Origin of the sequence: Mangrovitalea sediminis (assembly GCF_002514725.1) — a bacterium.
In the GTDB taxonomy this organism is placed as follows: domain Bacteria; phylum Pseudomonadota; class Gammaproteobacteria; order Pseudomonadales; family Oleiphilaceae; genus Mangrovitalea; species Mangrovitalea sediminis.
Map to the genome: position 1 here is coordinate 1,014,059 of NZ_NTLB01000001.1, position 26,976 is coordinate 1,041,034.

General features: G+C 57.6%; 21 protein-coding genes and 1 pseudogene. 9 read left to right on the forward strand and 13 right to left on the reverse strand.

Annotated elements, in window-relative coordinates; all coding sequences use genetic code 11:
* Positions 1-154 precede the first annotated feature (154 nt).
* The 4 genes from CLR77_RS04770 (at position 155) to CLR77_RS04785 (ending at position 6,257) form a co-directional block, all read left to right on the forward strand.
* The gene (locus CLR77_RS04770) at positions 155-1,258 is read left to right on the forward strand and encodes an extracellular solute-binding protein (RefSeq protein ID WP_198962659.1); all 1,104 of its coding nucleotides are present in this window, start codon (positions 155-157) and stop codon (positions 1,256-1,258) included.
* Between the two features lie 72 nt (positions 1,259-1,330).
* Positions 1,331-4,246, forward strand: a complete 2,916-nt coding sequence (locus tag CLR77_RS04775; protein WP_097459409.1) for a bifunctional diguanylate cyclase/phosphodiesterase — start codon at positions 1,331-1,333, stop codon at positions 4,244-4,246.
* Positions 4,247-4,332: 86 nt separating this feature from the next.
* On the forward strand, positions 4,333-4,617 hold the full coding sequence (locus CLR77_RS04780) for a hypothetical protein (RefSeq protein ID WP_097459410.1): 285 nt from the start codon (positions 4,333-4,335) through the stop codon (positions 4,615-4,617).
* Between the two features lie 392 nt (positions 4,618-5,009).
* Positions 5,010-6,257, forward strand: coding sequence for an NAD(P)/FAD-dependent oxidoreductase (locus CLR77_RS04785; RefSeq protein WP_097459411.1), 1,248 nt, complete (start codon positions 5,010-5,012; stop codon positions 6,255-6,257).
* Between the two features lie 442 nt (positions 6,258-6,699).
* On the opposite strand, the gene CLR77_RS04795 is transcribed toward CLR77_RS04785, so the two are convergent.
* The 6 genes and pseudogenes from CLR77_RS04795 to CLR77_RS04815 form a co-directional block, all read right to left on the reverse strand.
* A complete protein-coding gene (locus CLR77_RS04795) occupies positions 6,700-7,770 on the reverse strand; it encodes a hypothetical protein (RefSeq protein ID WP_198962660.1) in 1,071 nt (356 codons plus the stop codon).
* Between the two features lie 249 nt (positions 7,771-8,019).
* A complete protein-coding gene (locus CLR77_RS04800; protein ID WP_198962692.1) occupies positions 8,020-8,475 on the reverse strand; it encodes a hypothetical protein in 456 nt (151 codons plus the stop codon).
* A pseudogene (locus tag CLR77_RS04805) lies at positions 8,379-8,909 on the reverse strand (REP-associated tyrosine transposase). The gene CLR77_RS04800 and the pseudogene CLR77_RS04805 overlap by 97 nt, the downstream one beginning before the upstream one ends.
* 142 nt (positions 8,910-9,051) lie before the next feature.
* Positions 9,052-9,465 carry a hypothetical protein gene (locus tag CLR77_RS19985; protein WP_143269362.1) on the reverse strand — a complete coding sequence of 138 codons (414 nt, stop codon included), beginning with the start codon at positions 9,463-9,465 and terminating at the stop codon, positions 9,052-9,054.
* Positions 9,462-14,369, reverse strand: a complete 4,908-nt coding sequence (locus CLR77_RS04810; protein WP_097459414.1) for an RHS repeat-associated core domain-containing protein — start codon at positions 14,367-14,369, stop codon at positions 9,462-9,464. The genes CLR77_RS19985 and CLR77_RS04810 overlap by 4 nt, the downstream gene beginning before the upstream one ends.
* A 207-nt stretch (positions 14,370-14,576) precedes the next feature.
* Entirely contained in the window at positions 14,577-15,392 is an 816-nt protein-coding gene (locus CLR77_RS04815) for a helix-turn-helix domain-containing protein (protein WP_097459415.1), read from the reverse strand.
* Between the two features lie 205 nt (positions 15,393-15,597).
* On the opposite strand from CLR77_RS04815, the gene aspA reads away from it, so the two are divergent.
* The 3 genes from aspA to CLR77_RS04830 are packed head-to-tail and all read left to right on the forward strand — an operon-like array spanning position 15,598 to position 18,354.
* Complete coding sequence (aspA, locus tag CLR77_RS04820; RefSeq protein ID WP_097459698.1) at positions 15,598-17,022, forward strand: aspartate ammonia-lyase; 1,425 nt, start codon at positions 15,598-15,600, stop codon at positions 17,020-17,022.
* A 2-nt stretch (positions 17,023-17,024) separates the two neighbouring features.
* Positions 17,025-18,041: an asparaginase gene (gene ansA, locus CLR77_RS04825; RefSeq protein WP_097459416.1), complete on the forward strand. Its 1,017-nt coding sequence runs from the start codon at positions 17,025-17,027 to the stop codon at positions 18,039-18,041.
* A gap of 25 nt (positions 18,042-18,066) precedes the next feature.
* Positions 18,067-18,354, forward strand: a complete 288-nt coding sequence (locus tag CLR77_RS04830) for a BrnA antitoxin family protein (RefSeq protein ID WP_198962661.1) — start codon at positions 18,067-18,069, stop codon at positions 18,352-18,354.
* Positions 18,355-18,362: 8 nt separating this feature from the next.
* On the opposite strand, the gene CLR77_RS04835 is transcribed toward CLR77_RS04830, so the two are convergent.
* The 3 genes from CLR77_RS04835 to CLR77_RS04845 all read right to left on the reverse strand — a co-directional run bounded on the left by CLR77_RS04835 (position 18,363) and on the right by CLR77_RS04845 (position 21,283).
* Positions 18,363-19,949 (reverse strand): methyl-accepting chemotaxis protein, encoded by a 1,587-nt coding sequence (locus CLR77_RS04835; RefSeq protein ID WP_097459417.1) that lies wholly within the window; start codon positions 19,947-19,949, stop codon positions 18,363-18,365.
* Between the two features lie 278 nt (positions 19,950-20,227).
* Positions 20,228-20,611: a DUF302 domain-containing protein gene (locus CLR77_RS04840; protein ID WP_097459418.1), complete on the reverse strand. Its 384-nt coding sequence runs from the start codon at positions 20,609-20,611 to the stop codon at positions 20,228-20,230.
* Between the two features lie 99 nt (positions 20,612-20,710).
* A complete protein-coding gene (locus tag CLR77_RS04845) occupies positions 20,711-21,283 on the reverse strand; it encodes a TetR/AcrR family transcriptional regulator (protein ID WP_097459419.1) in 573 nt (190 codons plus the stop codon).
* A gap of 119 nt (positions 21,284-21,402) precedes the next feature.
* Between CLR77_RS04845 and CLR77_RS04850 the strand changes: the two genes are divergently transcribed.
* Both CLR77_RS04850 and CLR77_RS04855 read left to right on the forward strand, forming a co-directional pair.
* Positions 21,403-22,701 carry an acetyl-CoA C-acetyltransferase gene (locus CLR77_RS04850; protein WP_097459420.1) on the forward strand — a complete coding sequence of 433 codons (1,299 nt, stop codon included), beginning with the start codon at positions 21,403-21,405 and terminating at the stop codon, positions 22,699-22,701.
* Between the two features lie 219 nt (positions 22,702-22,920).
* Positions 22,921-23,901: an aldo/keto reductase gene (locus CLR77_RS04855; RefSeq protein WP_097459421.1), complete on the forward strand. Its 981-nt coding sequence runs from the start codon at positions 22,921-22,923 to the stop codon at positions 23,899-23,901.
* 59 nt (positions 23,902-23,960) lie between these two features.
* Here the strand turns inward: CLR77_RS04855 and lipA are convergent, their stop codons facing one another.
* The 4 genes from lipA to CLR77_RS04875 form a co-directional block, all read right to left on the reverse strand.
* Entirely contained in the window at positions 23,961-25,010 is a 1,050-nt protein-coding gene (lipA, locus tag CLR77_RS04860) for a lipoyl synthase (protein WP_097459422.1), read from the reverse strand.
* A 130-nt stretch (positions 25,011-25,140) separates the two neighbouring features.
* Positions 25,141-25,836, reverse strand: coding sequence for an aspartate/glutamate racemase family protein (locus CLR77_RS04865; protein WP_097459423.1), 696 nt, complete (start codon positions 25,834-25,836; stop codon positions 25,141-25,143).
* Positions 25,837-25,884: 48 nt separating this feature from the next.
* The gene (locus tag CLR77_RS04870; RefSeq protein ID WP_158227118.1) at positions 25,885-26,271 is read right to left on the reverse strand and encodes a c-type cytochrome; all 387 of its coding nucleotides are present in this window, start codon (positions 26,269-26,271) and stop codon (positions 25,885-25,887) included.
* A 160-nt stretch (positions 26,272-26,431) separates the two neighbouring features.
* The gene (locus tag CLR77_RS04875) at positions 26,432-26,839 is read right to left on the reverse strand and encodes a DUF2000 family protein (protein WP_097459425.1); all 408 of its coding nucleotides are present in this window, start codon (positions 26,837-26,839) and stop codon (positions 26,432-26,434) included.
* Positions 26,840-26,976: the final 137 nt, after the last annotated feature.

Consider the following 26,976-nt stretch of genomic DNA (forward strand, 5'->3'; position numbering starts at 1 on the left):
CGTTGGTTGCGGTTGCGTCCTATACTATCGACAAGGACGTGTGGCATCTGCGATGCATCGCGCTGTGAAAGGTACGCTTCGTACCTGCAAATATTGGCTGTTTTTTTCTATCTAGGCGAATCATTTTGAATTGCTGTGCCGGGACCCTGGATCAATGAGTGGTAAGTGGTTACTGACGGGCACTCCAGTCTCCAATCAGCGCCGCCGACCCTCCCGCTTTGGGCGGGGTTCCAGCCTGATGGGTTGCTGCCTGCTGCTACTGAACCTGCTCTGCGTCAATGCCGCCAGGGCTGAGGAGACGTTGCGTGTCCTGACGTGGCCAGGCTACGCAGACCCCGATATTGTGCAGCGCTTTGAAAAGGAGACCCATACCCACGTCACGGTGACCTATATCTCCTCCGATGACGATCTCTGGAACAAGATTGGTCCCAACCGGGGGCAGGATTACGATGTCTTTGCAGTCAATACCGCCGAGCTTCAGCGCTATATCGACATCCACGCCGTGCTGCCCATCGACCTTTCAAAAGTGCCCAACCATCGGAACCAGACGCCGCGTTTTCAAAACCTGAAAAACGTGACCGGGATGACGCGTCACGGCAAGGTGTTCGCCATGCCTTACACCTACTCGGAAATGGGGCTGATCTACAACAAGAAGCTGGTCCCCACGCCTCCGACCTCTATTAATGCGCTTTGGGATCCCAAGTACCGCGGCAAGGTACTGGCGTACGATGCCAGTAATCACAATTTCTCCATCGCGGCGCAGGCGCTGGGTTTCAAGGATCTGTTTTCCTTAAACCACGACGAAATGATGGCGGCGGCGCGCAAGCTGGTGGATCTGCGGCGCAACCTTTTTACCTTTTACACCGACCCGGACCAGGCCCTGGACATTTACCGCCATTACAATATCGCGCTGGTCTATGCGAACTTTGGCACACAGCAGGTCGACAAAATGCGCTCCAAGGGTCTGGATATTGGTTACGTGATTCCCAAGGAAGGTGCCCTGGCGTGGCTTGACTGCTGGGTGATCAGCGCTGGCGCCAAGGATATGAATCTCGCCCTGAAGTGGATCAACTATTCCCTTGACCCACAGGTCAGTGAAACCTTAACCGAACGCCAAGGGCTCGCGAATACGCTCAAGCCCGGCGCCGCGGACAAGGGGGATGCAAAAATCATCTGGCTGCAATCCATTGCTCATCCCGAGGAACGCATCAGGCTGTGGCAGGAAATAAGGGCAGGAGCCCAGCCGGATGCGTTATAAGGAAACTCTGATTAAGTCCCTGTGCGCTTCTGGCATTCAGAGGCTCCATAAGCCAAGAAGAGCCCGTGCATTATGAGTATTCGGGTCAAGTTGTTGTTCTGGTTATCCCTGGTGTCCGTGCTGATGACAGCCTCCATGGGGTATATCAGCTTCAATAACAGCCGCCAGCTGGTGATCAAGCGCTTTACTGACGAACTGTCCGCCGCGACGCGTAGCATGTCCAGCCGCTATCAGGCGGCCATGGGCGGCGTCACCAATGACCTCATGGTGCTATCCCACCTGTCCAATCTTCGACGCCTGTATGAAAAAGAGGGGCAGGCCCAAGCCAACGCAAAAAATGACCTGGCCGTGGTATTCACCGATTTTATGCGGGTCCATCCGGAATACCTCCAGATGCGATTTATCGAATACCAACATTTCGGACGTGAAGTGGTTCGGGTAGACCGCAAAGGCAACGAGCTCGTCCGTATAACGGGCAACCGGCTTCAGGAAAAGGGCTACTATCCCTATGTGTATCAAACCAAGCTATTGAAGCCCGGTGATTTCTTCTTTTCCGGTATCAACCTGAAGCAGGAGAACAGCTATGCGCTGCGCCCCAACAGTCCCAGTTTCAAGGCAGCCTTACCGGTCTTCGATGAAAACAACAAACCCTACGGTGTGTTGGTCATCAACGTCGCGCTCGACACCCTGTTCACCGCCCTGAAAAACGACACCGCGAGGGATGCCCTGCTCTACTTGGCCAATCATGAAGGCGATGTCCTGATCGATCCCGATCCCAAGAAAACTTTCGGTTTCGACGTGGGGAGACGCTATCTGCTTCAGAATGACTTCCCGCAACTGGCAGGTTTTTTCAAAAATAATCGAGAGAATCTGTCCATAAACGATCCGGGCACCCTGCAAAAGGCAGGCTACCTCGCCTCCTTTACCCGGATTCCCATGGGACCCATGAGCGATCGCCAGTTTCTCGTCCTGGGGATCAGCATCCCTTACGATAACGTGCTGTCGATCACGCAACAGTTGCAACGCAAGACGCTGGAACTGTTCGCCATGTTCGCCCTGATGGCGGTGGTGTTTTCGTTTTTCATTTCACGTTTTCTGACCGCCCCGCTCAACCAGGTCATCCATGCTATCAGCCATGCTGATGAAAACCTGCGGTCAACGTTTCCGCTGCCGGTCAGGCAACGCGATGAAATTGGCCTTTTGGCCCGAACTTACGCATCCATGTCCGCGCGTATAGCCAGCCAAGTAGAGGCCTTGCGGGACAAGGAAAAAAATCTGAACGAACTCCTTGAAGCCGCGCCCTCCATGATCGTCATCATCGATTGGGAGACCGATGAGGTTCTGTTCATGAATAATCGGGCGAAAGCAAAATTCGCTCACGCCAGTCCCGGTGGCGTGGTGAATCCGCTGCAATCGTTTGAGACGCACGCAACGGCACAACGAATTCGCAAAACACTCGAAGCCCAAAAGGTCCTGTTTGACCAGGAGACCCGCCTCTACGACAGCGAGGGCTCTCCCTTCTGGCTGCTTTTTTCCGCGATCCACACGCAATATCAGGACCGGCCCGCGATCCTGATGTCGTCCACTGACATCACAGAGCAAAAACGCAACGAGCAACGTATCACCCAGCTCGCCTTCTATGATCCGCTGACCAATCTCCCCAATCGCCGTCTGCTATTGGATCGCCTCAACCACGAGATCGCCCTGGCTCACCGGGAAGACAAATATGGCGCCGTTCTTTTTATGGACCTGGATCGCTTTAAGGTGCTCAACGATTCCTACGGTCACCATCTTGGCGACGAACTGCTGATTCAGGTGGCCAATCGCATCCTTTCCGTGGTGCGGGCCGAGGATACGGCCGCGCGTCTGGGCGGAGATGAATTCGTGGTGATCGTTCACGGAAACGCCGCGACGCCGGAAGAGGCCGCCGATGAATCACTGGTCGTCGCAAAGAAAATCATGGAGGTCCTCAGCAGCCCCTTTGATCTTGGCCACACCCGGCACCATACCACCCCGAGTATGGGTATCGCGCTGTATCCTGTCGGCAATCTACCTGCCGGCGACTACATCCAGCAGGCGGACACCGCCATGTATATGGCCAAGGATCGCGGTGGGAACACGCTCAATTTCTTCCAGCCCAGCATGCAGGAATCCGCCAATAAACGTCTGCAGCTGGAAAAGGAATTGCGCACCGCCCTGGAGGAAGATCAGTTCTGTTTGTATTACCAACCCCAGGTTGACGATACCGGTAGAGTCATTGGTGTAGAGGCTTTGGTGCGTTGGAATCACCCGGAGAGGGGTATCGTATCGCCAGCACACTTTATCGACCTGGCCGAGGAAACCGGCTTGATCATTCCCATCGGCAGCAAGGTGCTGGAAAAGGTCTGCCACCAGATCAAGCAATGGGAAAGTGCCGGCATTCGTCTCAATCACGTATCTGTGAACGTCAGCTCGAAGCAGCTACGTCAGCCAGAGTTCACGGAGCAAATCGAGGACATCCTGAAAGCGACGTCGGTCGAGCCCGACCGGCTGATGATTGAACTGACCGAAAGAGTCGTTATCGACGACCTCGACGACACCATACGGAAGATGCTGGCCCTTCAGCGGATGGGTATTGGTATCTCGATCGACGACTTTGGCACGGGCTATTCGTCGTTGAGCTACCTGAAAAAGCTGCCGTTGAAGCAGCTTAAGATCGACCAGAGTTTCGTTCGGGACATTACCACCGACCCCAACGACGCCGTCATCGTTTATACCATTATCCAGATGGCCAAGAGCCTGGGCCTGGACGTCATCGCCGAGGGCGTGGAAACGGAGGAACAACTCCGTTTCCTGAAGGAGAAAGGTTGCACGGCCTATCAGGGCTACTTTTTTGGCCGGCCATCACCGGATGGCGGCTTGGGGCAACATCCGCGCCCCCATTCAAACCCAGACCCGGTCACCAGCCCCGCCACTGCAGCCGGCGTATCCCGCCCAGCTCAATCCTGATGGCACCCTTAACACTATAACCACAACCACTACTCCGTTATAAATCATCAACGGGGCCGGTCCATAAGACTTGGGGAAACTATCCAATGCGCTCCATCAGCGAAAGAGACCTGACTGTCGTCATTCCTTTGCTAGCGGCAAAGATCCGCGACATAAGGCTCGAACTCCTCGCAGGTGAAGGGCGGGAAGATGAGATGTCGGATGAGGAGTTCGACGAGCAGACCGATACTCAGGATTTACTCGCCACCTATGAAATCACCATGGATAACCTGCGAGAGGAATACGAGGCCGGGCTTCGGGAGGGAATCCTGCTTCCAAGCTTCGAGCAGTTGACCAAGGCCTTTGAGATCGATGTGCTACCCAAAGGATGAGTGCAATCTGCGTAGGGCGAATTTACCAAAGGGCAATGCGCCGCATGAGACGTCACTCGGTGCTCACGCACAATACTATTGCTCAGCGCCGATCCCCATCCAGCACCAAAACTCCGCGTATACCCTCCACCATTCGGCGCATTGCCCTTTGGTTAATGCGCCCTGCCTGTCGCGTTCGCCAGGCGTAAAAGGAAAGAGAGACCAAGGACCTGCAGGTTGCTCCCACAGTGATACAGGTCGGTGCTATTGTAGGAACCTAAGCGTTTTCTCTCGTGATGCCTGATAGCCATACAGCTTGAGGCACAACCATCGGGCTGGAGAGAAAACAATCTCAGCATCCATGGCGTTCGTCAGAACGCGCTTGATGTCTCCTGATCCGGGAACCGTCCTGCATGTCCGAATTCATCATCCTCGGCGCCGGAATGATCGGCGTCTGTACCGCACTGGAACTTCAGGCCCGGGGCCACGAGGTAGCCCTGGTGGATCGCCGCGAGCCCGGCCGGGAAACCAGCTATGGCAATGCGGGTATTATCCAGACCGAGGCAGCAGAGCCTTATCCGTTACCGCGAGATGTCGCCACACTATTCGATTATGCCTTGGGCCGGAAAAACGACGTTACCTATGATTTACCCGGTCTTTTGCAGATGGCACCGGCGCTGTGGACGTATTTTCGGTCATCCGCGCCTGAACGCCATCGCCGGATCTCCCATTTCTATGCTCAGCTGACAGCCAGGGCGACGGACGACCATGCTGACTGGATCGAGGCGGCGGGCGCGCAGTCCTTGATTCGCAAGGACGGTTATTATCAGGCCTATCGGGATCAGGCGGCGCTCGACGAAGGGGTGCGGAAAGCGGCGCGTTTTATGGATGAATATGGGGTGCCCTCAGACATTCTGGATGGCGCCGAACTGGCCGCAAAGGAGCCCGCGCTCAAAAAGCAGGTCGCCGGCGCCGTTCACTGGCATGACAGTTGGACCTGCAGTGACCCCGGCGCTCTGACCGCCGCCTACGCAAAGCTGTTTCAGGCACGAGGTGGGCGCCTGTTGACGGGCGATGCGGTGACCCTTCTGCCGATACAGAATGCGGGGTGGCGGGTGTTGACCGATGAAGGCCCCGTGGAGGCGCCACAGTGTGTCGTTGCGTTGGGCCCCTGGGCACCCCGCCTACTTTCGCTCCTGGGTTATCGCATCCCGATGGTCTTCAAGCGCGGCTACCATGGACATTTCGATGCACCGTCCACCTTGAGCCGACCGTTAATGGATGTGGCCCACGGCGTATTGCTGTGTCCGATGCAGCAAGGACTGCGCATGGCGACAGGAGCCGCATTGGTCGCAACGAGCGCACCACCCAGACCTCGCCAGTTGTCCCGGGGTGTCGACGCGGTGGCGGACTTGATCGAACTCGGCCCGCGGGTCGAAGAACCGCAGTGGTATGGAATGCGTCCCTGCATGCCGGACATGCTACCCCTGGTCGGCCCCGCTCCCCGCCACAAGGGACTTTGGTTCAACTTTGGCCACGGCCATCAGGGCTTTACCCTGGGACCGACCAGCGCGAAGCTGCTGGTGAAAGCTATTGACGGTGAACAGAGTGAATTACTGAACGCTTTGGATCCTTCACGGCGCAGCGTTGTCATCGACTAACCAGCGATAGGCACGAAACGCCGTTCAGACAACAGCAGAACACCCGTTCGAAGAGAATCGTTAAGCCGCACACGGATGGAAACAGCGCCTTACGCTAACAATCAAGGACTCCGTATCCACTACCGCGCTGAGGGAGAAGGCCTTCCTCTCATTCTCCAGCAGGGGAGTACTTCTAGTATCCAGGCGTGGTATCAGATCGGATACGTTGACGGTCTCAAGACGTATTACCAGCTCATCCTCATTGATGCCCACGGGCATGACATCAGCCCACTTAGGGCGCATTAACCGAAGGGCAATGCGCCCTACCGGCCATGCTTGGTGAATACCGCTGATTTTATGGGCTGACAAGAGATGGTTGGCCGAAAGGCACCGGAGGTTTCCCCTTAACCCCTCAAGCCAGGACAGAAAGCCAGGCATTCCCTTGCCCGGCGTCCAGAGACAGTTACTGCAAGATCACCGGCTCGAAGGAGAAAACGTTCTTCGTGCGCGGATCAACCGTCATTTCAACCCAGCTGTTGTCAGTGTTGCCGAAGACTTCAACCCGGGTGAAGTTACGGGTCAGGGTGCCATCGGCTTCGTACATGGCTTTGTCGATACGGAAGTAGTGCGAGTCGCCGTGGATCAACAGTACCTGCCCATCGAAATTATGGGTCTCTTCAACCAGGGTGTTGAAGAAGTCGGTATAGCCATTGTCGGCATTCAGTTGCTGCAGGAAGTTGTCCTGATAGCCACCGTCAGCCAGTTCGAACGGGGCGTAGATATCCGCCTGGATAACAATCGCAATCCCTGCCAGATGTTTCTGCCGCGCTTCGTCGAATGCGGCTTTCATCCACGCCAGGTCGGCGGCGTTCCGAGCCCGGTATTCTGCCGTCGCGGCATCGCAATCGGCTTGAGTGCGGTTTGATTTGTGCGTGCACTCTTTGGCCGTCGCAACCAGGTTGTTGTTGCTGCCAGGCACGTTCAGCGCCACAAACTCCACACCGTTACGGATAAAGCGGCTGTTCTCGCTATAGGGCTGGCCGGGCTTACCCTGACGCATCAGCCGAATAGGGTGCGGTCCCTGGCTCTTGTAGCTGGTAAAGAACACACTGCGCAGATAGGCCAACCGTTCCAGGGGGTTATAGCTGCCGTTGTTGGTGCGATGGCAGTCGGTCCACTCGTTATCGCCCAAGCTGTAGACCGTCGGTGTGTTCAGGCTGTTGAAACGATCCATCAGATCCTGACCGATCACCTGATCGGTACACTCACTGTGACCATTCTTGGAATCACCGGCATACAGCGTGAAATCCAGGTGGTGGCTGTTCATCGAATCGATCGTCTGCTCGGCCATCAAAGCCCGCTCAGTCAGATCGTCCGCATAGAACTGATCACCCCACAGGCCGACCTTCAAGACATGGTGGTGGCCCCATTCCTGATGATGCCAACCGTCGCGATCAACATCATGAGCCATCGCACTCGCGGAACCCAACGTGACACAGGCTCCCAGCGCCAGTACTTTCAGTATGCTTTTCATCCTACTTCCCTCTGCTCGGTCTTTTTTAGGTTTTGCATTTCCCTTAACTTGCCGTGCGGCAAGACAGCCGCTCCAGCGTAGGGAGGGTTAATGACAGAGGGGTGAAATTTTTAATACGAGAAAAGGACTGGAGAGCGCCTGAGTCACGCCAACGCAGAGCCGCTATGCTGAGTTATGGTCTTCAAAGGGACGAAGAATGTAGTGGGTCATTGAAGGTCGACGCAACGCATTCGGCGCAATGCCCGTTGGTTATTGCGCCCTACGTGTATTGACTGAGTTGCATAAAAACTTGAATTTTTTCAAAAAAAACATCACATCCTCATCAGACTGATGTAACCCAGAATCAATTCTGTTAACGTCAGAATTCATATTATTTAAAGCCCATTCCACTGCATCAAGGTATCTTTCAACTTCTTCCTTAGAATAATTATTCTCCAAAATACTGGACAGAGATTTATATTTATCCTCGTTATAAACATCAGGGATATAGTTGAGAAAATATAAAACAGCCTTCAGGCCGCTCGGATACACTTTATCTACGTTGCCCATGATTAAAATTCTGCCCAGCTCGCGTAGGGCGCAATAACCAACGGGCATTGCGCCGTATGTTAGTCCCCGTAACTCAATTCCCCATCTAAACCACCGGCCCAATCCAAGGGGTAAACTCCCCCCTTTACCAACCGATGAAAAGTCGAGTAAGGCCAATCCGCTACCTGCGTCACCAATCCATGCTTAACCGGATTGATATGCACATAATCCATATGCGCCCGATAATCACTGTCATCACGAATCCGGTGCTCCCAAAACCGTCGTTGCCAAATGGCCCTTTCCCCACGCCGTTAGCGAACCGGCGATCGGAATTCTGAAGACGGAATCCGTTTGGAAAAATCCGCCTTGATCAGGCGCCAGCGGGTCGAAAAATCTCGCGTATCAGGGGGTAATTCGAGAACGCAGTGCAAGTGGTCCGGCAACACCACCCAACCATGAATCGAAAAGGGGTGTCGGTCGCGAACCGATTTGACAACTTGGCGTAGGATGTCGATGTGTTGTATCAGAAGGTCGTTGTTCTTCCGTTGTAGTAACGTTACGGTAAAAAAATAGGTGTCGCCAGGCATCCAATCTCGGCGGTAATTTGGCATATTAGTTTTGGTATTTGGTTCATTCGGCGCAATGCCCTTCGGTTATTGCGCCCTACGGGGCTGCCACTTCGAGGAGCGGTCCCAAGGAGACGATAAACGTGAAGCGATGTCAGGGGGTCATTTAAGGGTATACGCAGACACTTTAATTTCCCTTTATACGACGGACACTTTCAGAAACTGCCGCCACAAAATCACTCACAGGCCTATAACTATACTTAGAAATGGAATATATTATAGAAGAATTACAATAAAAAACCTTTCCACAGCAATTTGAAACTCTAATTTGACAATCAATTATTGGGATTTTTTTTGATTCACCATCAACGATAAATTCAACCACACACTCCTCATAATCGCCATCAGGCAATTTAAATGAAGCAATATGCCTTCTTTTGTTGACAACATGACCATTAGTCAACAAAAACAACAAATCAGAAATCAAAGAATCTCTTTCACAACTAAGCTTAGGAAATACTTGTCCATCCTTGTAGTCCTCAACATAAATATCATCTTTATCATGGGAAAAAATTCCACCTGAAAAACTTCCTATTTTCATATCTCAATCCACTCCTCACCGTCCTGCTTAAAGTATTTGGTACCTAATTGTTTATAAACACCATCAACATGAAAAATCATATTTGAATTCGGATGTCCAGCCTTCCATGTACATGCAGCCCATCGACACCCTCCCATATTAGGTTTCAAAAGCTCATCAATATTCGTATCTCTTTTAACTTGATAAGAATTTGGATTTATCGTCAGCTGGCCATCATCAGGGTGCAGTGTAAGCATTGGAATTTTATCTCCTGGCTTATATGTTTTTTTATAGACTCCTTCTAACGGATCCCAATCCTCGATAGCAACACCAAGATCATCAGTAATTGTCGATCCTGGCAAACTATATACTGTCAACTCAGTCCCTTGGGGCATAACAAAATGGTTATTTTCATCAATTGAGCCATGCCCGGCGAACACAACCCCCTGACAGTCCTCCTTTTTCGCCGACAACCCCCATGGATCAATCCAGCCAATTGGATTCGGCACATAGCGATAAAGATTGCAGCCCCCCAATAACCCAATCGGATCCTGATTAACAAACTGCCCCACTCCCGGATGGTAATACCGAAACCGGTTGTAGTGCAGTCCAGTTTCCTCATCGAAATACTGCCCCTGAAACCGAATCGGTGTCCGGACCTCCGCCACCTCTTCGCGAACCACATTGCCATAGGCGCTGTATCGAACCGACCACACCAGATTCCCGCGGTAGTCGCTCAGCTCCCTGGGCGTTCCCAAGTGGTCCAGGTGATAGTAATAGGTCTGCCCATTCTCAAGGTGCGCCAAGGGCCGGAAGGTGCCGGGTTCGAAGAGGTAGCGGCGTTGATGGTTGCCTCTGGATTCATTCAGCAGGACATCACCATCCCAAAGGAAGGTTGTCGTGCCAAAGGCATCGGATTTTTGGGTGCGGCGGCCCAAGGCGTCGTAGGCGAACTCTACGGTTTGGCCGTTGTGCTCGACGGCCACCAGCTGGTTCCAGGCGTTGTACCGATAATGTCGTTCCTGGCTGCGGTTGGCGCCCCAGCGTTCCTCGATCAGGTTGCCGGCGTCGTCATAACTGAAATGGCGATCGCCCTGCATGATCAGGCGGCCGTGGCGGACCGGGCCGGGTGCGTTGCCGAGGGTTTCGTCGGGGGGCCCGAGCAAGGTACCGGCGGGATCGAAGGCGAAGCGCTCCTGAAGGTCGCCTTCCACAGCCAGCAGGCGATCGCGGGCGTCGTAGCGGTAACGGGTTTCGCCCTTGAGTTCGTCCCGCAATGTGCTGAGGCGTCCGGCGGCATCGTAGCCATAGTCCCGCTGCTGACGAAGGCCGCCTTCGAAATGCTTGATGGTCTGCCGTGACAGGCGTCCCTGAGGGTCATAGTCGCTGTCGGTGAGGAGCTGCCCCTGGGTGCGGCGGATCTCTCGCCCCTGTGCATCGTACTGAAAGCGGGTCAGGGTCTGGCCATTCATCTGGACCGATTCCAGCAGCCCCGCACGGTCATAGACATAATCGATGCGAGTGCGGTCCGGCCATTCGGTGGCGATCCTGCGGCCCATCCCATCGTAGCGATGGCTGGTCACCTGATCGTCCTGCCATTCGGCCGTGCAGCGACCCAAGGGGTCATAGGCAAAACGGACGGCCCGGTGGTCGTTAACGGCCTGGGTCAGGAAGCCGCGGTCGTCGTAACCGAAATGTGCGGTCTCACCATCATTGGCGGCTTTCCTGAGCAGCCGCCCCAAACGATCACGCTCAAAATCGGTGTGCCGCGAGCCATCGCGGTGTTGAATCAGCTCCCCGGCGGCGTTGTAGCCATATTCCTGAACACGACCGTCGAAACCCATTTCTCGGATCAGGCGTTCGGCCCCATCGTAGGCCAGCTCGTAGCGTTCGCCGCGCTCATTGATCAGCGCGGTAAGATTGCGCTCCTTATCGTATTCGTATTCCAGTACCGAACCGTCGGGATTGATGCGGCGCTTTACCTGGGACAGGCCTTCATAGTCATAGGCGGTGGCGTGACCTGCCGCGTCGACGTAGCGTGTGAGTTGTCCAGCCGGGTTATAGGTGAAGGTTTCCGTCAGTTTTCCGATGTCCGCACCCTGACGCGTGCGTTCGAGCAGGCGCCCTTCCGGGTCCCAAACCAGTTCAATGCGGGAGCCATCGTCGCGTTCGATGCAGACGGGGCGGTCCTGATCGTCATAGCGGTAACGGGTTCGGCGCTTCTCCGTATCGAGAATCGCACCGATACGCCCTTGGTTATCGTAGTCGTAGTGCGTCGAGTGACCGAACGCATCCCCTTCCGCCTGCAGCCGGCCCCATTGATCCCAGTGATAGGTCAGCTGGTGGCCGTCAGGTAACAGGACGGCCTGCAGATAACCCCGTTCGTCATACTGCCAACGGGTGACACTACCGTCGGGTCGCCTCAGTTCCAGCGGCTGTCCCCAATGGTCGTATTGGCGGCGCCAGCTTCGGCCATCGGACTCGATAAGGGCAACTGGCCGGTCCTGTTCGTCGTATTCCAGCGACGTCGTCTGGCCGATCGCATTGGTCACGCCGGTCAGCCGGTCGCGGTCGTCGTAGTGATACTGCTCGGTCCGCTCTAAAGGGTCGCGCTTTGCGGACAGTCGGCCCCGGTCGTCGTAATAACGCACCCAAGCCTGTCCTTCACCGTCTATCTCGGCAGTAATCTGACCCTGCGCGTTGTAGCGGTATCCAAGACGTATGCCGCGGCTGTCGGTCGCGTAGCTGGCCCGGTTATCCGGATCCCATTCGAAACGGTAATCGTAGATACCGTCCTCACCCCAATTTCGCAGGCAGCGCGCCTTTTCGTCGGCCCTATCCCATTCGAAGAACAAACGAAACCCCGAACGAAGCTGGCGCTCAGACAGCAAGTGGGATCGATAACGGTAGCGCTCGCCCGGCCCGCCGGGATGTTCGACCGCCACCAGATCACCGTTCTCGTCGTAGCTGTAACGGATAAGGAAACGATGATGCGCCTCCAGGCCCTGGCGATAGCGCCTAAGCTCACAGAGCCGCCCATCATCGCCGTACCGCAACGAAAGTCCATTTCGCGCCCCGGCCACCCGCACCAGGCGCTCCTCGCGGTCATAAGCGAACATCAGCCGATGAGGCCCCTTGGCCAGGGCCATCAGACGCCACTGGCCCGGGGTGCCGGGAACGGGCGCAAAGAGGCGGTCGGGTTGTCCCGGCTGTCTCAGGCGGACCGTCATCTCGCTTTCGCGATACAGCACCAAACCTTCGGCAGCCTTGCGCGTCTTCTCGCCCGTGACGGGCCAGTGAATGGCCTGATGGCGACCTTCCGCGTCGACGAGTACCGCGTCATCGCCCTGGATTGCCAGGGTCTGCAAGGCATTGTGGCGCCAGCCATGGCCGAAGCCATGATCGCTCAAGTCGCTGGAGCGATAGGTGCGGATGAAGGTGAACGGCAGGGGCCCCTCAATCGAGGCATCCTCCTGACGCAGCAATTCCTCGCCGGTCACCATGCTGATGGGGCAGCCGTTAGTACAGATTTTCGATTCGCTGTCGGTGGCCAGGCCACTGCCGGTCGCTGCCGGCCGGGTTTCCGCTGTTTCCGGAATCGCACGTGGCCGGTGTTCCAGCTCGCGTACCGCCAGCTTTTTCCCGACTTCCTTAACCCTGCTGTCCGTCGTCGTGCCGGCTTCGCGAAACAGGCGGCGTTTGGGAATCAGTTCCGCCAGATCCTGGATCAGTGCCCTGGCTTTGGCGAGCTGTTTCGAAGCGCTCAATGCGGACGCCGCTTCTCCAACCCCATCGGTCACCAGCGCCAGAAGCAGATTGAACGCCACGCTTCCCAACATGTGCGCCTTGTCAGCCAGGGGCATCGCCTGGAAATACCGCTCCGGAAAATCCGCCAGCAAGCGGTACACCCTGGGATCGGTCGCCAGGACCTGCAACGTCTTGAAGCCACGCTGAAGCGCGTCCAAAGCTGCCGAGCCTTGGGCTGCCGCATGCTCCAATGCGGCCTTGAGCTGCGCCATGTCTCCATGGGTCATGAGTTCGACCGCTCTGGCCTCCGCGTGCCACTGCGCCCCGGCAAGATCCACCATTGTTTCGACACCGGACTTGCCGCTTTGGTAGAGTCCATCGAAAACGGCACCGGTCAGGATCACCCCCTCCATGAGCCAGCCGCTCTGGGCCAACTGGGCGTCCATCGTTTTGGCCCGTGCCCGGGTCTCGCTGACCATACCATCGAGAGCCGTTTGCAGCTTGGCGGTCGCCTCATTGATCTTGCGGTTAACGTCCGGGTCGCCGAACGTCACCTGGGCTTTGCCCAGCTTGAGCCGGGTCAGGTGTGCCTTACCCTGGCTGTCGAGCGTGCCGGTGTAAGTTTGACCGCCCGTCACCACCTTGTAGGGCAGGCCGCTCACCGGTGTTTGATCGTGCCAGTGATATTCCAGGTGAAGGTCGTGGAGCGTCTCGGGCTCCTGTGCGGTTTCGGTCGCGCGATTTTTGGCGACGTTGCTGATTTCCGGCGTGACCACCGGCGGTAGCAGGTCAGACATCGTCCATCCGGGTGCCCGATAGAGGGGCAGGGTTGGCCTGGCGGCGGCATTCTCCCGATAAAGCACCAACTTCCCGGCGACAACCGCTTCCGCCACCCGTTGAATCAGACTGTCATGGTCAAGAGAGTCCACCCCGTCGCCAGGACGCCATTGACCTGACTTGATCAGGCAGTCGTACCAGCAGGAAGGATAGGCGTCGCGGGGCGCCATTTGCTCCAGCCAGCGTACCAGTTGGCGGGCGTCGCTGTAGTCGTGGTTGATGGGGATATAGTGGGCCAGGTTGCGGGCATCACGGCCCACCTGCCAGTCGAAGGTGGCGATATCGACGAGGCCGTAACGGCCATTAAAAGGGTCTTCCAGCTCAACAGCGCCTAACAGCACGGCAATAACTCCCTCTGCCTTGAAACAACAGGTAGGCGGAAAGCAGGGAGAGGAGCACAGGAGAAGAGCGGCCCTTAATCCTTGGGGAAATCTTGGCTTTCCTTGCCAAAACCTGTTCCGGCCTGTCAGTGGCCGGGATCAGTGGGTTGGAATCTTAGCGATATCGCAGCCGAATGCCAACCCGGAGGTGGGCCGACCGAACAGGCCTCAGCGCGGCCGCGCCTCGAAATGCCATTCGCCCGGTTCCAGGTCGTTTCGAATCGCCTGCTTGACACTGTCATCGATGTCGGTAGAGCCCTCACGGAACAGGCCGCACATCCGCCAGGCCTCGCGGAGATTGAGTCGACGGCCGAGGTAGTCGTAAACCACGCGGGTGCTGGTCGGCACCCTTTCGGCGCTGGCTGACACGCCGCTCCGCAATCCCGTCAGGCGAGCCACCCGGTTCTTGAAACTGGGATACAGAATAGTCTGGGTGATCTCGTTGCCGGTCAGGGACTCGTAATCCACCATGAAGATACGATCGGTCAGCAGGAAAGCCATCCCCAGGTACTTGCCATGATAGACCCGCTCTCCGCTGTCGCGGCGGGCGATGCGTTCGGTCCGTTGATAATAGATGCCGCCCTGATCGGCCCGGAAATGCACCAGCGTGCGAAGGATGCTGCCGGGATAGGCCATCGACTGGTAGGTTTCAAAGTAATAGCCGAGATAGGGCTCAAACGCCGCAGTCCCCAGACGCTGCAGCCGCTCCAGATGCTCGCCGTATGGCGCAGGCTTGCGCTCCCGGCGTTGATTGGGCCGCACTCTCAGCAACTGCGTGAGTTGGGCATGCGGCATCAGGATTTCGTGTTCCTCCAGCCCAAAGAAGTCGCAGAGCCTGCGCATATGATGGGCGGAGGGCTTGTACTGGCCGCTCAGGTAACGGTTGAACTGGGAACGATTGAGACTCAGCCGGCGACAGACTTCGGCAATGGATTTGTAATGACTGCACAGCAGCCGCAGATTCTCTGCCAGATCCGAACTCACAACCGACCCCCAACCCTCGACGACATATCCACACCCCTAAAACACCCGCATTTTCCTGCATAAGACAGGCTATTCGCAGTTTGATGCAGTTTGTACATACAGGCACACCATTATAGTTCAAACTGCGAAATTGTCTGTCGCACTGCCCCATGTTTCCATGAGCGCTGTCATTCCACTCCTTTTATGGCCCTTCTCCGAGATGAACATGGACATCGCAAGCAGTACCACCACTCCCGCCTTTCGCCTGGAACACGACCTGTTGGGTGAAGAGCCTGTTCCCGTCGATGCCTATTACGGTATCCAGACGCAGCGGGCCGTGCAGAACTTCCGGATTTCCGGTGTCCCTATCAGCCATTTTCCCGAGCTGATCCGTTCCCTCGCGATGGTGAAGCAGGCCGCCGCCTTTGCCAACCTGCAAACCGGCCAGTTAGATGCCAACAAGGCCTCGGTCATCGAGCAGGCCTGCCGCGAAATCATTGCCGGAAAATGGCATGACCAGTTCGTCGTCGACCTGATCCAGGGTGGCGCCGGCACCTCGACCAACATGAATGCCAACGAGGTGATCGCCAATCGCGCGCTGGAACTGATGGGGCGGCGTCGGGGTGAGTACGAGTACCTGCACCCGAACAACGACGTGAACATGTCCCAGTCGACCAACGACGCCTATCCCACTGCGGCGCGGCTGGCGGTAATCTTTGCTGCCTTTCCCCTGCTCGAGGCACTGGAAACCCTGATCGCGGGGCTGGAGGAAAAGGCCAAGGAATTCGAGCCGGTCCTGAAAATGGGGCGTACCCAGATGCAGGATGCGGTACCTATGACGCTGGGCCAGGAATTCAAGGCCTTTGCCGTGACCTTGCGCGAGGAAATCGAGCGCATTTGCCAGGCCTCCGCCCTGCTGCATGAAATGAACCTGGGCGGCACCGCCATTGGCACCGGGCTTAACGCACACCCCGATTATGCTGCCATCGCCATTGCCGAACTGGCCGCCATTTCCGGCCAGCCGGTGGTAGCCGGCGCAGACCTGATCGAAGCCACCTCCGACGTCGGCGCCCTGGTCATGTTCTCCGGCACGCTCAAGCGTCTCGCGATCAAGCTGTCCAAGGTCTGCAACGACCTGCGTCTGCTGTCGAGCGGCCCGCGCACAGGTTTTAACGAAATCAACCTGCCGCCCATGCAACCAGGCTCGTCGATCATGCCGGGCAAGGTCAACCCGGTAATTCCGGAGGCCGTCAACCAGACCGCCTTCCAGGTCATCGGCAACGACGTCGCCATTACCCTGGCCGCCGAAGCCGGTCAGCTACAGTTGAATGCCATGGAACCGCTGATCTTCTACAACCTGCTCAACGGCATCCGCATGCTCGGCGAAGCCATCACCATGCTGAACGAGCGCTGCATTCGCGGCATCACCGCGAACCAGGAACATTGTGAGACACTGGTACGCAACAGCATCGGTATCGTGACTGCACTGAATCCCTATATCGGTTACGCCAACGCGACACGGATTGCCAAGCGGGCACTCGAAACCGGACGCGGCGTGGTGGAACTGGTTCTAGAGGAGAAATTGCTGTCACCGGCGATGCTCGACGAACTGTTGCAGCCGCGCACGATGCTCGCGCCGCGAAGGAGGTAGGTTTGGTTTCTCGCATCCTGTTGATTTACACCGGTGGCACCATCGGCATGATCCGCTCCGATGAAGGTTACGTGCCGACCAAGGGCTTCGAATCCCTGCTGCGGCAGCGGCTGGAAGCGGCCATGCCCAGCGACAACTTCGAATTCGACTATGTGGAGTTCGAGGAACTGATCGATAGCGCCAACATCCAGCCCTACCACTGGACGGCGCTGGCGGAGCTGATTCGGCATAACTACCGGAACTACGCCGGTTTCGTGGTATTGCATGGCACCGACACCATGGCGTTCACCGCCTCGGCCCTGTCGTTCATGCTGAGGGGCCTGGACAAGCCGGTCATCCTGACGGGGTCCCAGATTCCCCTGACGGAACTGCGCAACGACGCCAAGGACAACCTGATCACGGCCATGCTGTTGGCGCGTGACTACCCGATCCACGAGGTCTGCCTGTATTTCAACGGCCGCCTGATGCGGGGCAACCGGACCACAAAGGCGAATGCCACCGGCTTCGAAGCCTTTGACTCGCCGAACTTTCCGGACCTGGGTCAGGTGGGGATCGACATCCACCTGCAGCAGCAGCCCCTGCCACCCACCCGTCAGATGCTGTCTGCGCCGCTGTTCGAACCCCATGCGGTGGTTGCCCTGAAACTGTTCCCCGGGATTTCGGCGGATTTTGTCAGCCGCGTCTTGGCGGATGCGCGGATCCGCGCTTTTGTGATGAGCAGTTTCGGTGTCGGCAATATGCCCCATCAGAACAAGGCCCTGGTCGCCGCGCTGACCGACGCAAGTCAGCGGGGTGTGGTCATTGTCAATATTACCCAATGCATGCGGGGACGCGTCAGCCAGGAAACCTATGCCACGGGCAGGGTGCTGCACGATGCGGGCGTGGTGAGTGGCGCGGATATGACCTTCGAGGCAGCCTTTACCAAACTGCATGTTCTATTGGCGGAAACGCCCCATCCAGAACAGGTGCGCCAACAGGTTGCACAGAATCTCTGCGGAGAATTGAGTCTGCCCCATTAAACCGGGAGAAAAGGGAGGAACCGTTTTGCGTCAGCAATACATCATCAATTCGAAAGACCATCCGTCAGCCCAGGCATCGAACCTGAGCGACGAGGCCGGGACCCCGGCCCGAAGCTATCTTCAATACCGTTCACTGCGAGACAGCGCCCTGGACCCGCAGGCAGGGCCCGAGAGCGAGCGTCTGCCGACCAAAAAGGCATTTACGATGCGACTCGACGCCGATGTGCTGGCCTGGTTCCAGAGTCAGGGACGCGGTTACCAGACGCGAATCAATCAGCTCCTGCGCCAGCACATGGAAGCCCAGGAGTCCTGATCACCGGCTTAACGCCGCCGGCGATCGGAACCCAGGAAACGTTCAACCAGATCGTGCATACCGTCAGCCAGACCGAGCAGGGCTTCGCTGGCCTTGTCGGCGCCGTCCGCACGATCGTTGCTCTCATCGGCGAGCTGGGCAATGCGGGTCACCTGCTCGTTGATGGAATCCGCCACTGCGCTTTGCTCTTCAGCCGCTGCGGAGATCTGTAGGAAGCGGTCGGTAATACGGTTGATGCCTTCCACCGTTTCCTGCAGGGAATGCACCGACGACCGAACCTTATCGAGACCTTCACCGGCACGCTGCTCGCCATCGCTGGACGCCTCCAGCGCCTCCGTCGAGCGTCGCCGGAAGTCCTCGATCACCTCATGGATGCGGCTGGTGGATTCCCGGGTACGGGCTGCAAGAGAACGCACCTCATCCGCGACCACCGCGAAGCCCCGCCCCTGCTCGCCTGCCCGCGCCGCCTCGATGGCTGCGTTGAGTGCCAGCAGGTTAGTCTGTTCAGCGATCTCTGAAATCAGATTGACGGTTTCGCCGATGCTACCGGTTGCTTCACTGAGAGAGGCAATGGCCCGCCCCATATCATTCACCCGGGCGACCAGACTCTCGATGGAATCCAGCGCTTCCCGCGCCAGCGTTGCCGCCGCTTCCGCATGGCTGTTGGCTTCCCCGGCTTCCTTGGCGCTTTCCGTGACGTTTTGCGAAACCTCCTGGATCGACGCCGCCATCTCATGGATTGCCGAGGCGGTCTGATCGGTCTCCGCGCGTTGGCGGGCAATAAACTGGGCGCCCTCGTTGATCAACTTGTGACTCTGGCCCGATTCGCGAAGCACCTCGACCGCCGTATCCTCGATCCGCATCAGGGCCGTATTCAGTCGCGCTTCTTCACTGATCAGAATCATCGCCAACTGGCCGAAGGCCCCATATTGATCCGAGTAGGTCAGTGCGATAAGCGGATCGGAAAAGGCATCGGGCCGCAGCGCGATCAGGGCCTCGAAGCGGCTACGGATCATGGCGCGGGCCAACCCAAAAGCGATCAGGTTTGCCAGAATGATCACAGCTGCAGCAACCGTTGTCGAATCGGCAAAGACCACCCCCAGAACACTGACGATCAGAGAGAGGATAAAGGGCCAACTGGTGTCGATCACACCACGAACTTTCGACAGCGTTGTGAGCGCCGAGCCGCCTTTGTTCAGCTGGGAATAGAGTCTTTCGGCGCGGGCAATCTGTTCGCGGGTTGCCGCGGTCCGGACACTTTCGTAACCGGTAACCTGACCCTTCTCGAAAACAGGGGTCACGTAGGCGCTGACCCAGTAATGGTCACCGTTCTTACAGCGATTCTTGACGATCCCCATCCAGGGTTTGCCCGCCTTGATCGTATCCCAGAGATGCGCGAATACCGACTGAGGCACATCCGGGTGGCGCACCAGATTGTGCGCTTGACCGACCAGCTCGTCCCGAGTGAATCCGCTGATACGCACGAAGTCATCGTTACAGTAGGTGATAACGCCTTTCAACGTGGTAACGGAAATCAGGCGGTCCTGCTCCCCCACAGATTGTTCTTTTTGGGTAACCGGCAGATTACGCCTCATGACTTCGGGACTCCGTAAACAACGGGGGGTATACCCCGGATAAATGTTAACGGCTGATCGACCCTTTCCGAATCCTTTTGCGAAATGAGTGGAGACAGCTATTGCAAATGAAAACTAGCAGATTCCGCGGAGTTTTCACGTAAACAAGAAGTCTTTTCCGGGAAATCAACAACAAAACCCGGCAGAACTCCTCGCGATAAAGGGCGCTACGGCCATAAAAAAAACCGGCTGACGGCGGCGCCGTGCCGGTTATCGATCACTCGATGCTCAGTATAACGTCAACGGGCGGCTTCGACCATTTGGATGGTGGCATCTTCGACATCCTGGGCCGTTTGCAGCAGCGTTTCGTCCTGGGAGAGGCCCGCCAGCATGGCTGCAGGTTTGATCAGGCCAATTTTGGTGACCTGGTTATCGGTGAAGACCGAAATTCGACAGGGTAAGGCCATATTAAGGCGCATATCAGCGGACAGCACCTTGGCGGCCTGCCCCGGATTGCAAACCTCAAACACCTTGCATTGCTCTTCGAAGTCGATGCCCTTGCTGCGCAGGGTAGTGCCAAGATCATGGACGTGCAGCACACCAAATCCGTGCGCCTTAACCGCCGCTTCCAGATCGGTGGCGGCCTGTTCGAAGGATTTGTGGGTTTCCACAATGTAGTACATGAAATACTCCCGTCCGACGCATCAAAACCCTTGTTGGAGAATCTTCACACAGCCGCGCCGGAAACTCGAGAGCGGATCACCGAAATGATCGCTTTCCGGCTATTCCGCGCTACCCCGCAATGAGGTGCGGACGGCGTCGACGATTTCCCCGGAAAAGTCCGGATCATCCACCGCCCGCGCCATCACCAGCGCGCCCACCAGGGCAGCCATGGCCGTTATCGCCCGCTGACGCGAAGTTCCCTGTCCTGTGTCGGGCACAACGGTCTCCAAGCGTTCAAACGTCTTCTGCAATCCTTCCGTGAAAGCCTTGGCAACAGCCGGGTCATGACGGTGCGCTTCGGCACCCAGGGCCGCATATGTGCAACCGTTCCCCGGATTGTCGCGGTGGGCAGGGGATAGATAACGCTCGACATAAACACGCCAGGGGTCGGCTTCCGCGTCGAATACCCGGGCCCAATATTCGCTGTTTTGCTCGATGGCGCGCGCCGTAGCCTGGGCAGCCAGATCTTCTTTCGAAGCAAATTGATTGTAGAAGCCGCCATGCGTCAGTCCTGCGCTCTTCATGAGATCGGCAATACCGATGCCATCAAAGCCTTTCTCGCGGAACAATTGTGCAGCCACATCCAGAATGCGCTCCCGATTCTCCGCCGCCTGCTTTCTGCTGACTTTCATCCCGCCACTCCTCTATGCCCAACACCCATGCTTGACAGATTACATTACGGTCAACATATAATCAATAAATTACGATCATAATATAAAATGCCACAACCAGACCTACGGAGGAGAACGTCATGAAAACCCTGCAACGCACCGCCATTCTCGGAGGCGTCCGCATTCCCTTTGCCCGCCAGAATACGGCTTACGCCGAAGCCACCAATATCGACATGATGACCGCGGCGCTGAAAGGCGTGGTCGACCGTTTCGGCCTTCAGGGAGAAAGACGGCTGGAAGTCGCGGGAGGTGCCGTACTCAAGCATGCCAGAGATGCCAATATCAGCCGCGAAGCCGCACTTGCCTGCGGGCTTTCACCGCAATGCCCCGCCTATGATGTCCAGCAGGCCTGCGCGACGTCGCTGGAGACAACGATCCTGATCGGCAACAAGATCGCCGTGGGCCAGATCGAGGTGGGCATTGCCGGCGGCGTGGATTCGGCGTCTGACGCGCCCATGGCGCTGGACGACAATCTGCGCCAATGGCTTCTCCACTTCCGCCGTGCCCGGAACCGCAGCGAGCGGCTGCGCCTGTTGAGCCGTCTGCGGCCTTCCATGTTGTCACCATCCATTCCCAACGTGAATGAACGCCGTACCGGACTCAGTATGGGAGAACATTGTGAGCAAATGGTGAAACACTGGCGGATCAGCCGCGAAGCCCAGGACATCCTGGCGCTGGCCAGCCATGAGAACGGCGCCAAGGCCTATGCGCGCGGTTTCCATGACGACCTGATCACCCCTTATGCCGGGCTCGATCGCGACAACAATCTGCGAACCGACACTTCCCTGGAAAAGCTCGCCCGCCTGAAACCCGCCTTTGATACCACTTCCGGTAAGGGTACCCTCACCGCGGGCAACTCGACGCCGTTGACCGATGGCGCAGCTGCCGTGTTATTGGCTTCCGAAGCCTGGGCCCAGGAACGGGGCCATACGCCATTGGCCTGGTTGGTCGATGCGGAAGCCGCAGCGGTGGATTATTTCGGCCCCCACGCGGACGGCCTGCTGATGGCGCCGGCCCATGCCGTCCCCCGCCTGCTCGCCCGCAATAACATGACACTGCAGGACTTCGACTATTACGAGATCCACGAAGCTTTCGCCGGTCAGGTACTTTGTACCCTGGCAGCCTGGGAAAGCGCGGATTATTGCCAGAACGTCCTGGGACTGAGCGCACCGCTGGGCAGCATCGACCGCCGCAAGCTCAACGTCAACGGCGGCTCGGTCGGCCTGGGCCACCCCTTTGCCGCCACCGGCGCCCGTATTATCGCCAGTGCCGCCAAACAGTTGGCCGAGCTCCGGGCCAAAACCGGACAAGCCGGGCGAACCCTGATCTCGGTCTGCGCGGCAGGTGGCCTCGGCGTCACCGCCATCCTGGAAGGTTAGAGTCCGGTAACCCGTCGTTCTCCAAAATGGCGAGGACCGCCCCCATGGCCATATCGGCATCAAGGCCATGGGAGCAGTCTTGCTCCGGTGCACCGCGTAAGCGGATGACAGTGATCATTTTAAATATCAAGACTTCCGATGTTCATCCCAAGGCGATACCGTGCAAGCTAGACGTTCATCTCTACGGAAACGGCGCATGATCGCGCCAGGAGAACAGCAATGGACTATGTGAAATTCGGCTTAACCGGATTGGAGGTGTCCCGCTTGTGCCTGGGCTGTATGACCTACGGCGTCCCCCAGCGCGGCACCCACCCCTGGACACTCGATGAGGCCCGGAGCCGGCCGCTGATCAAGCAGGCACTCGACCTCGGCATTAACTTCTTCGACACGGCCAATGCCTATTCGGACGGCACCTCGGAGGAAATCGTCGGTCGCGCCCTGACGGAATACGCTCGCCGCGAAGATCTGGTCATCGCCACCAAGGTGTTTATCCGCATGCGGCCCGGCCCCAATGGTGCAGGGCTGTCGCGCAAGGCGATCTTCACCGAAATCGATAACAGCCTGCGCCGCCTAGGCACGGATTACGTGGATCTCTACCAGATTCACCGCTGGGACTACGACACCCCGATCGAGGAAACCCTGGAAGCGCTGCACGACCTGGTGAAAGCCGGCAAAGTCCGTTACATCGGGGCCTCCTCCATGCATGCCTGGCAGTTTTCCAAGGCGCTCTACACCGCCCGCCTCAACAGTTGGACGCCTTTCGTCAGCATGCAGAATCACCTCAACCTGCTCTACCGGGAAGAAGAACGGGAAATGCTGCCCCTGTGCGCCGATCAAGGCATTGCCGTCATGCCCTGGAGTCCGTTGGCTCGCGGCCGACTGACCCGCGCCTGGGATACAGGCAGCGAGCGCCAGGCCAGCGATGAGTTCGGCAAGACACTCTACGGTCACCGGGAAGAAGCCGATCGCCAGATTATCGAGGCGGTGGGACGGATTGCGGAGAGTCGGGGGGTTCCCCGAGCCCAGGTGGCCTTGGCCTGGCTACTTCAGAAGAAAGGGGTGACATCCCCGATCATTGGCGCCAGCAGGCCACAGCACCTGGACGATGCCGTTGCCGCATTGTCGCTGACGCTCAGTGACGACGAAATTGCCATGCTGGAGAAACCCTATACGGCACAGGAAGTGGCTGGGTTTCGGTAAGGCCGTGAAAGGGATTGGAGTAAGACGGGAAAGGCCCGCAATAGCGGGCCTTTCGTCCATCAATCGAGTATCCGTACCGTAATCTGGCCCGCTGCCGGCTCACTGGGAACCTCTGGTGTGTAAAGCCCCAGGTTGTTCTTCTCGAACACCCGGTCCGCCCGATAGCTGGAACGCACCATGGGTCCGGCCGCCACTTCCATAAAGCCCTTTTCCAGGCCAATGTCGCGATAGCGATTGAACTCCTCCGGGGAGTAGTAACGTTCGACCGGCAGATGGTTCTTGGTGGGGCGCAGATACTGGCCCAGAGTGAGGATATCGACACCGATGGCGAGCAGGTCGTCCATGGTGGCGAGGATTTCCTCGTCGGTCTCGCCCAGCCCCAGCATCAGGCTGGTTTTGGTCAGGATGTCCGGCCGGTATTGCTTGGCATGGGCCAGGACACTCAGGGTTTTCTCATAGCCGGCGCGGGGATCGCGCACCCGGCTGGTCAGGCGCTTCACCGTCTCGACGTTCTGGGCGAAGACATCCAGTCCGGAATCGACCACCTGCTCGACATGCGCCATCACCGCATCGAAATCCGGCGTCAGCGCCTCGACTTTCACCTGAGGCGTGCGCGTCTTGATCGCCTTAACGCAAGCCGCGTAATGCGCGGCACCGCCGTCGTCGAGATCGTCCCGGTCGACCGACGTCAGCACGATATAGCGCAACCCCATCAGTTCGACCGACTTGGCGGTATTCTCCGGCTCGTCGCTATCCAGCCAGCCCTTGGGATTGCCGGTATCCACCGCACAGAAGCGACAAGCTCGGGTACAGACAGCGCCCATCACCATGATGGTGGCGGTGCCGTTGTTCCAGCACTCGCCGATATTGGGGCAGTGCGATTCCTGGCAGACGGTACTCAGCCGGTGATCCTTCACATTCCGCTGTACCGCGTCATAGCGCTCCCCTCCCGGCATGCGTACGCGCAACCAATCCGGCTTTCGCTGCACCGGCGTTTCGGCGTGGGACGAGGCTTTGATTCCGTCCTTGATCGCAGAAAAACCGTGCTCACTCCGGAACTTGGTGCCACTGACTACGCGTTTCTTCGGGGATTGGGAGGCTTCGCTCATGGATACCCGGCTTCGTATAAGGGTTTATGGGGACTTTTAAGCCTAAACACTGCTCGAAGGCGATACAAGGTATATAGGGGAAATCACGGGCACGACATTAGTCGGTTCCCGTTCGCACAAGCCTCGTGCCTTACTCGGCCAAAGCCCGCTCCGCCGCTTGGAGGGCATGCAAGCCGGTGGTATCGAACAGGGGTACGGAAGCATCCTCAGGCGCCACCAGCAAAGATATTTCCGTGCAGCCGAGAATCACACCTTCGGCACCACGGTCGACCAGGCGCTGGATGATGGCGCGATATTGGTCGCGGGAGCGGTCGCTGATGATACCGAGGCACAACTCTTCATAGATGATCCGGTGCACGCTTTCACGGTCGGCCTCGTCGGGCACCAGTACCCCGATACCATGTCGGTGTATCAGGCGGTCCCGGTAGAACCCCTGCTCCATGGTAAACCGCGTCCCCAGAAGCCCCACGTTCTTTATCCCGGCACGCTTGATTTCCGCCGCCGTGGGATCGGCGATATGCAGCAGGGGAATATCGACCGCCGACTCGATGGCTTCCGCCACCTTGTGCATGGTGTTGGTACAGAGCACCAGGAAATCGGCGCCTGCCGCCGCCAGCGAACGGGCCGCCAGAGCCAGCAGGTCACCGGCCTCATCCCAGCGCCCGGCGTGCTGGAGCCGTTCGATATCGTGGAAATCGACGCTATAGAGGACGATTCGGGCAGAATGCAGCCCGCCCAGCCGGGCCTTGACGGTTTCGTTGATCTGGCGGTAGTACGGAATCGTGGATTCCCAGCTCATACCGCCGATCAGGCCGATGGTCTTCATAAGGATCCTCTCCTCCACACCCATTCCGAAGGATGCATCGGTTTCGCGCTACTGGGCGGCGTGCTGTTGCAGGTAGCCGACAATGGTCCTGATCTGGCTGTCCGTCAGGTCCTGCTGACCATATTGCCGGAGGTGCTGACGCATCCGATCCACCACCGCCGGCCAGGCTTGTGCCGAATGCAGCGAGGGCTGCGGCACGGCATGGCATTGACCGCAGGCCTGGCGATACAGTTTGCGGGCACCGTCATGGTTGCCGGCCACGGCCGGCGCCGGCGCGGCATCGCTCTGGGCAGGTTCGGGGGACGTCACCGGCGCAGGTGACGGGCTCATCATACCGCCATTCATCATGCCGCCCCCCATCATCCCGGCCGACCTGGGGCCACCCTCTCCAGGCGAGCGGTGACAACCGGCCATCAATAAGGTCACCGTCAGCATGGCACCCACCGCAAACGGCCACCTCCGTGCTGTACGCATTGTCTCCCGCTCCAACAAAACCGCCATTATGATCTTGCCGCAATCAGCCTACGAGTATGCGTCAGAACCCTTTCGCCGACCATAAAGAAAAGGTCCCGGGCGCCTTCTGCCTGAGTGACGCTCAGGGATGCATTCGAGCCCCCTTGGTGATTTTATCCACCTGTTTCTTCTCTTCACGTAGCGCGATGCCCACTATTTTTGCGGACTCCGGCCCGTATTCGGCGAAGACGGCACGGTTCGCCGCATCGTGCCCCGTGCTGAACATCTCCTCGATATAGAGCGCCGTACATACCTGCCGCTCGAGAGCACGCCGATGAATTTTCGCCAACAGCGCGGCATCCGCCGCCAGCACGATTACCGGCTGAACGGTGAGGCTGTGGTATTGGTTACCGGCAGCATCTTCATAGGGTTGGCCAATGATTTCCGGTGCGGCGCCAACAATACCGCTCATCAAAAAGGCTGTGACATTCAGCTTCTGCCAGGTGTGTAAATCCTCTTTGACGACGATCGCAATCTTGGTATCGAACATGAAAACTCCTTGGTAATGGAAGCCAGGCCGCTAACCCCCTGTTACCGGATTGTGGCGCGACGTGTCCAAGCCGTCTTGAAAGAAATTGCGCTCTCGCCGTCGACAGAAACCTGCACGACTGTTTTAAGATGTCGCCC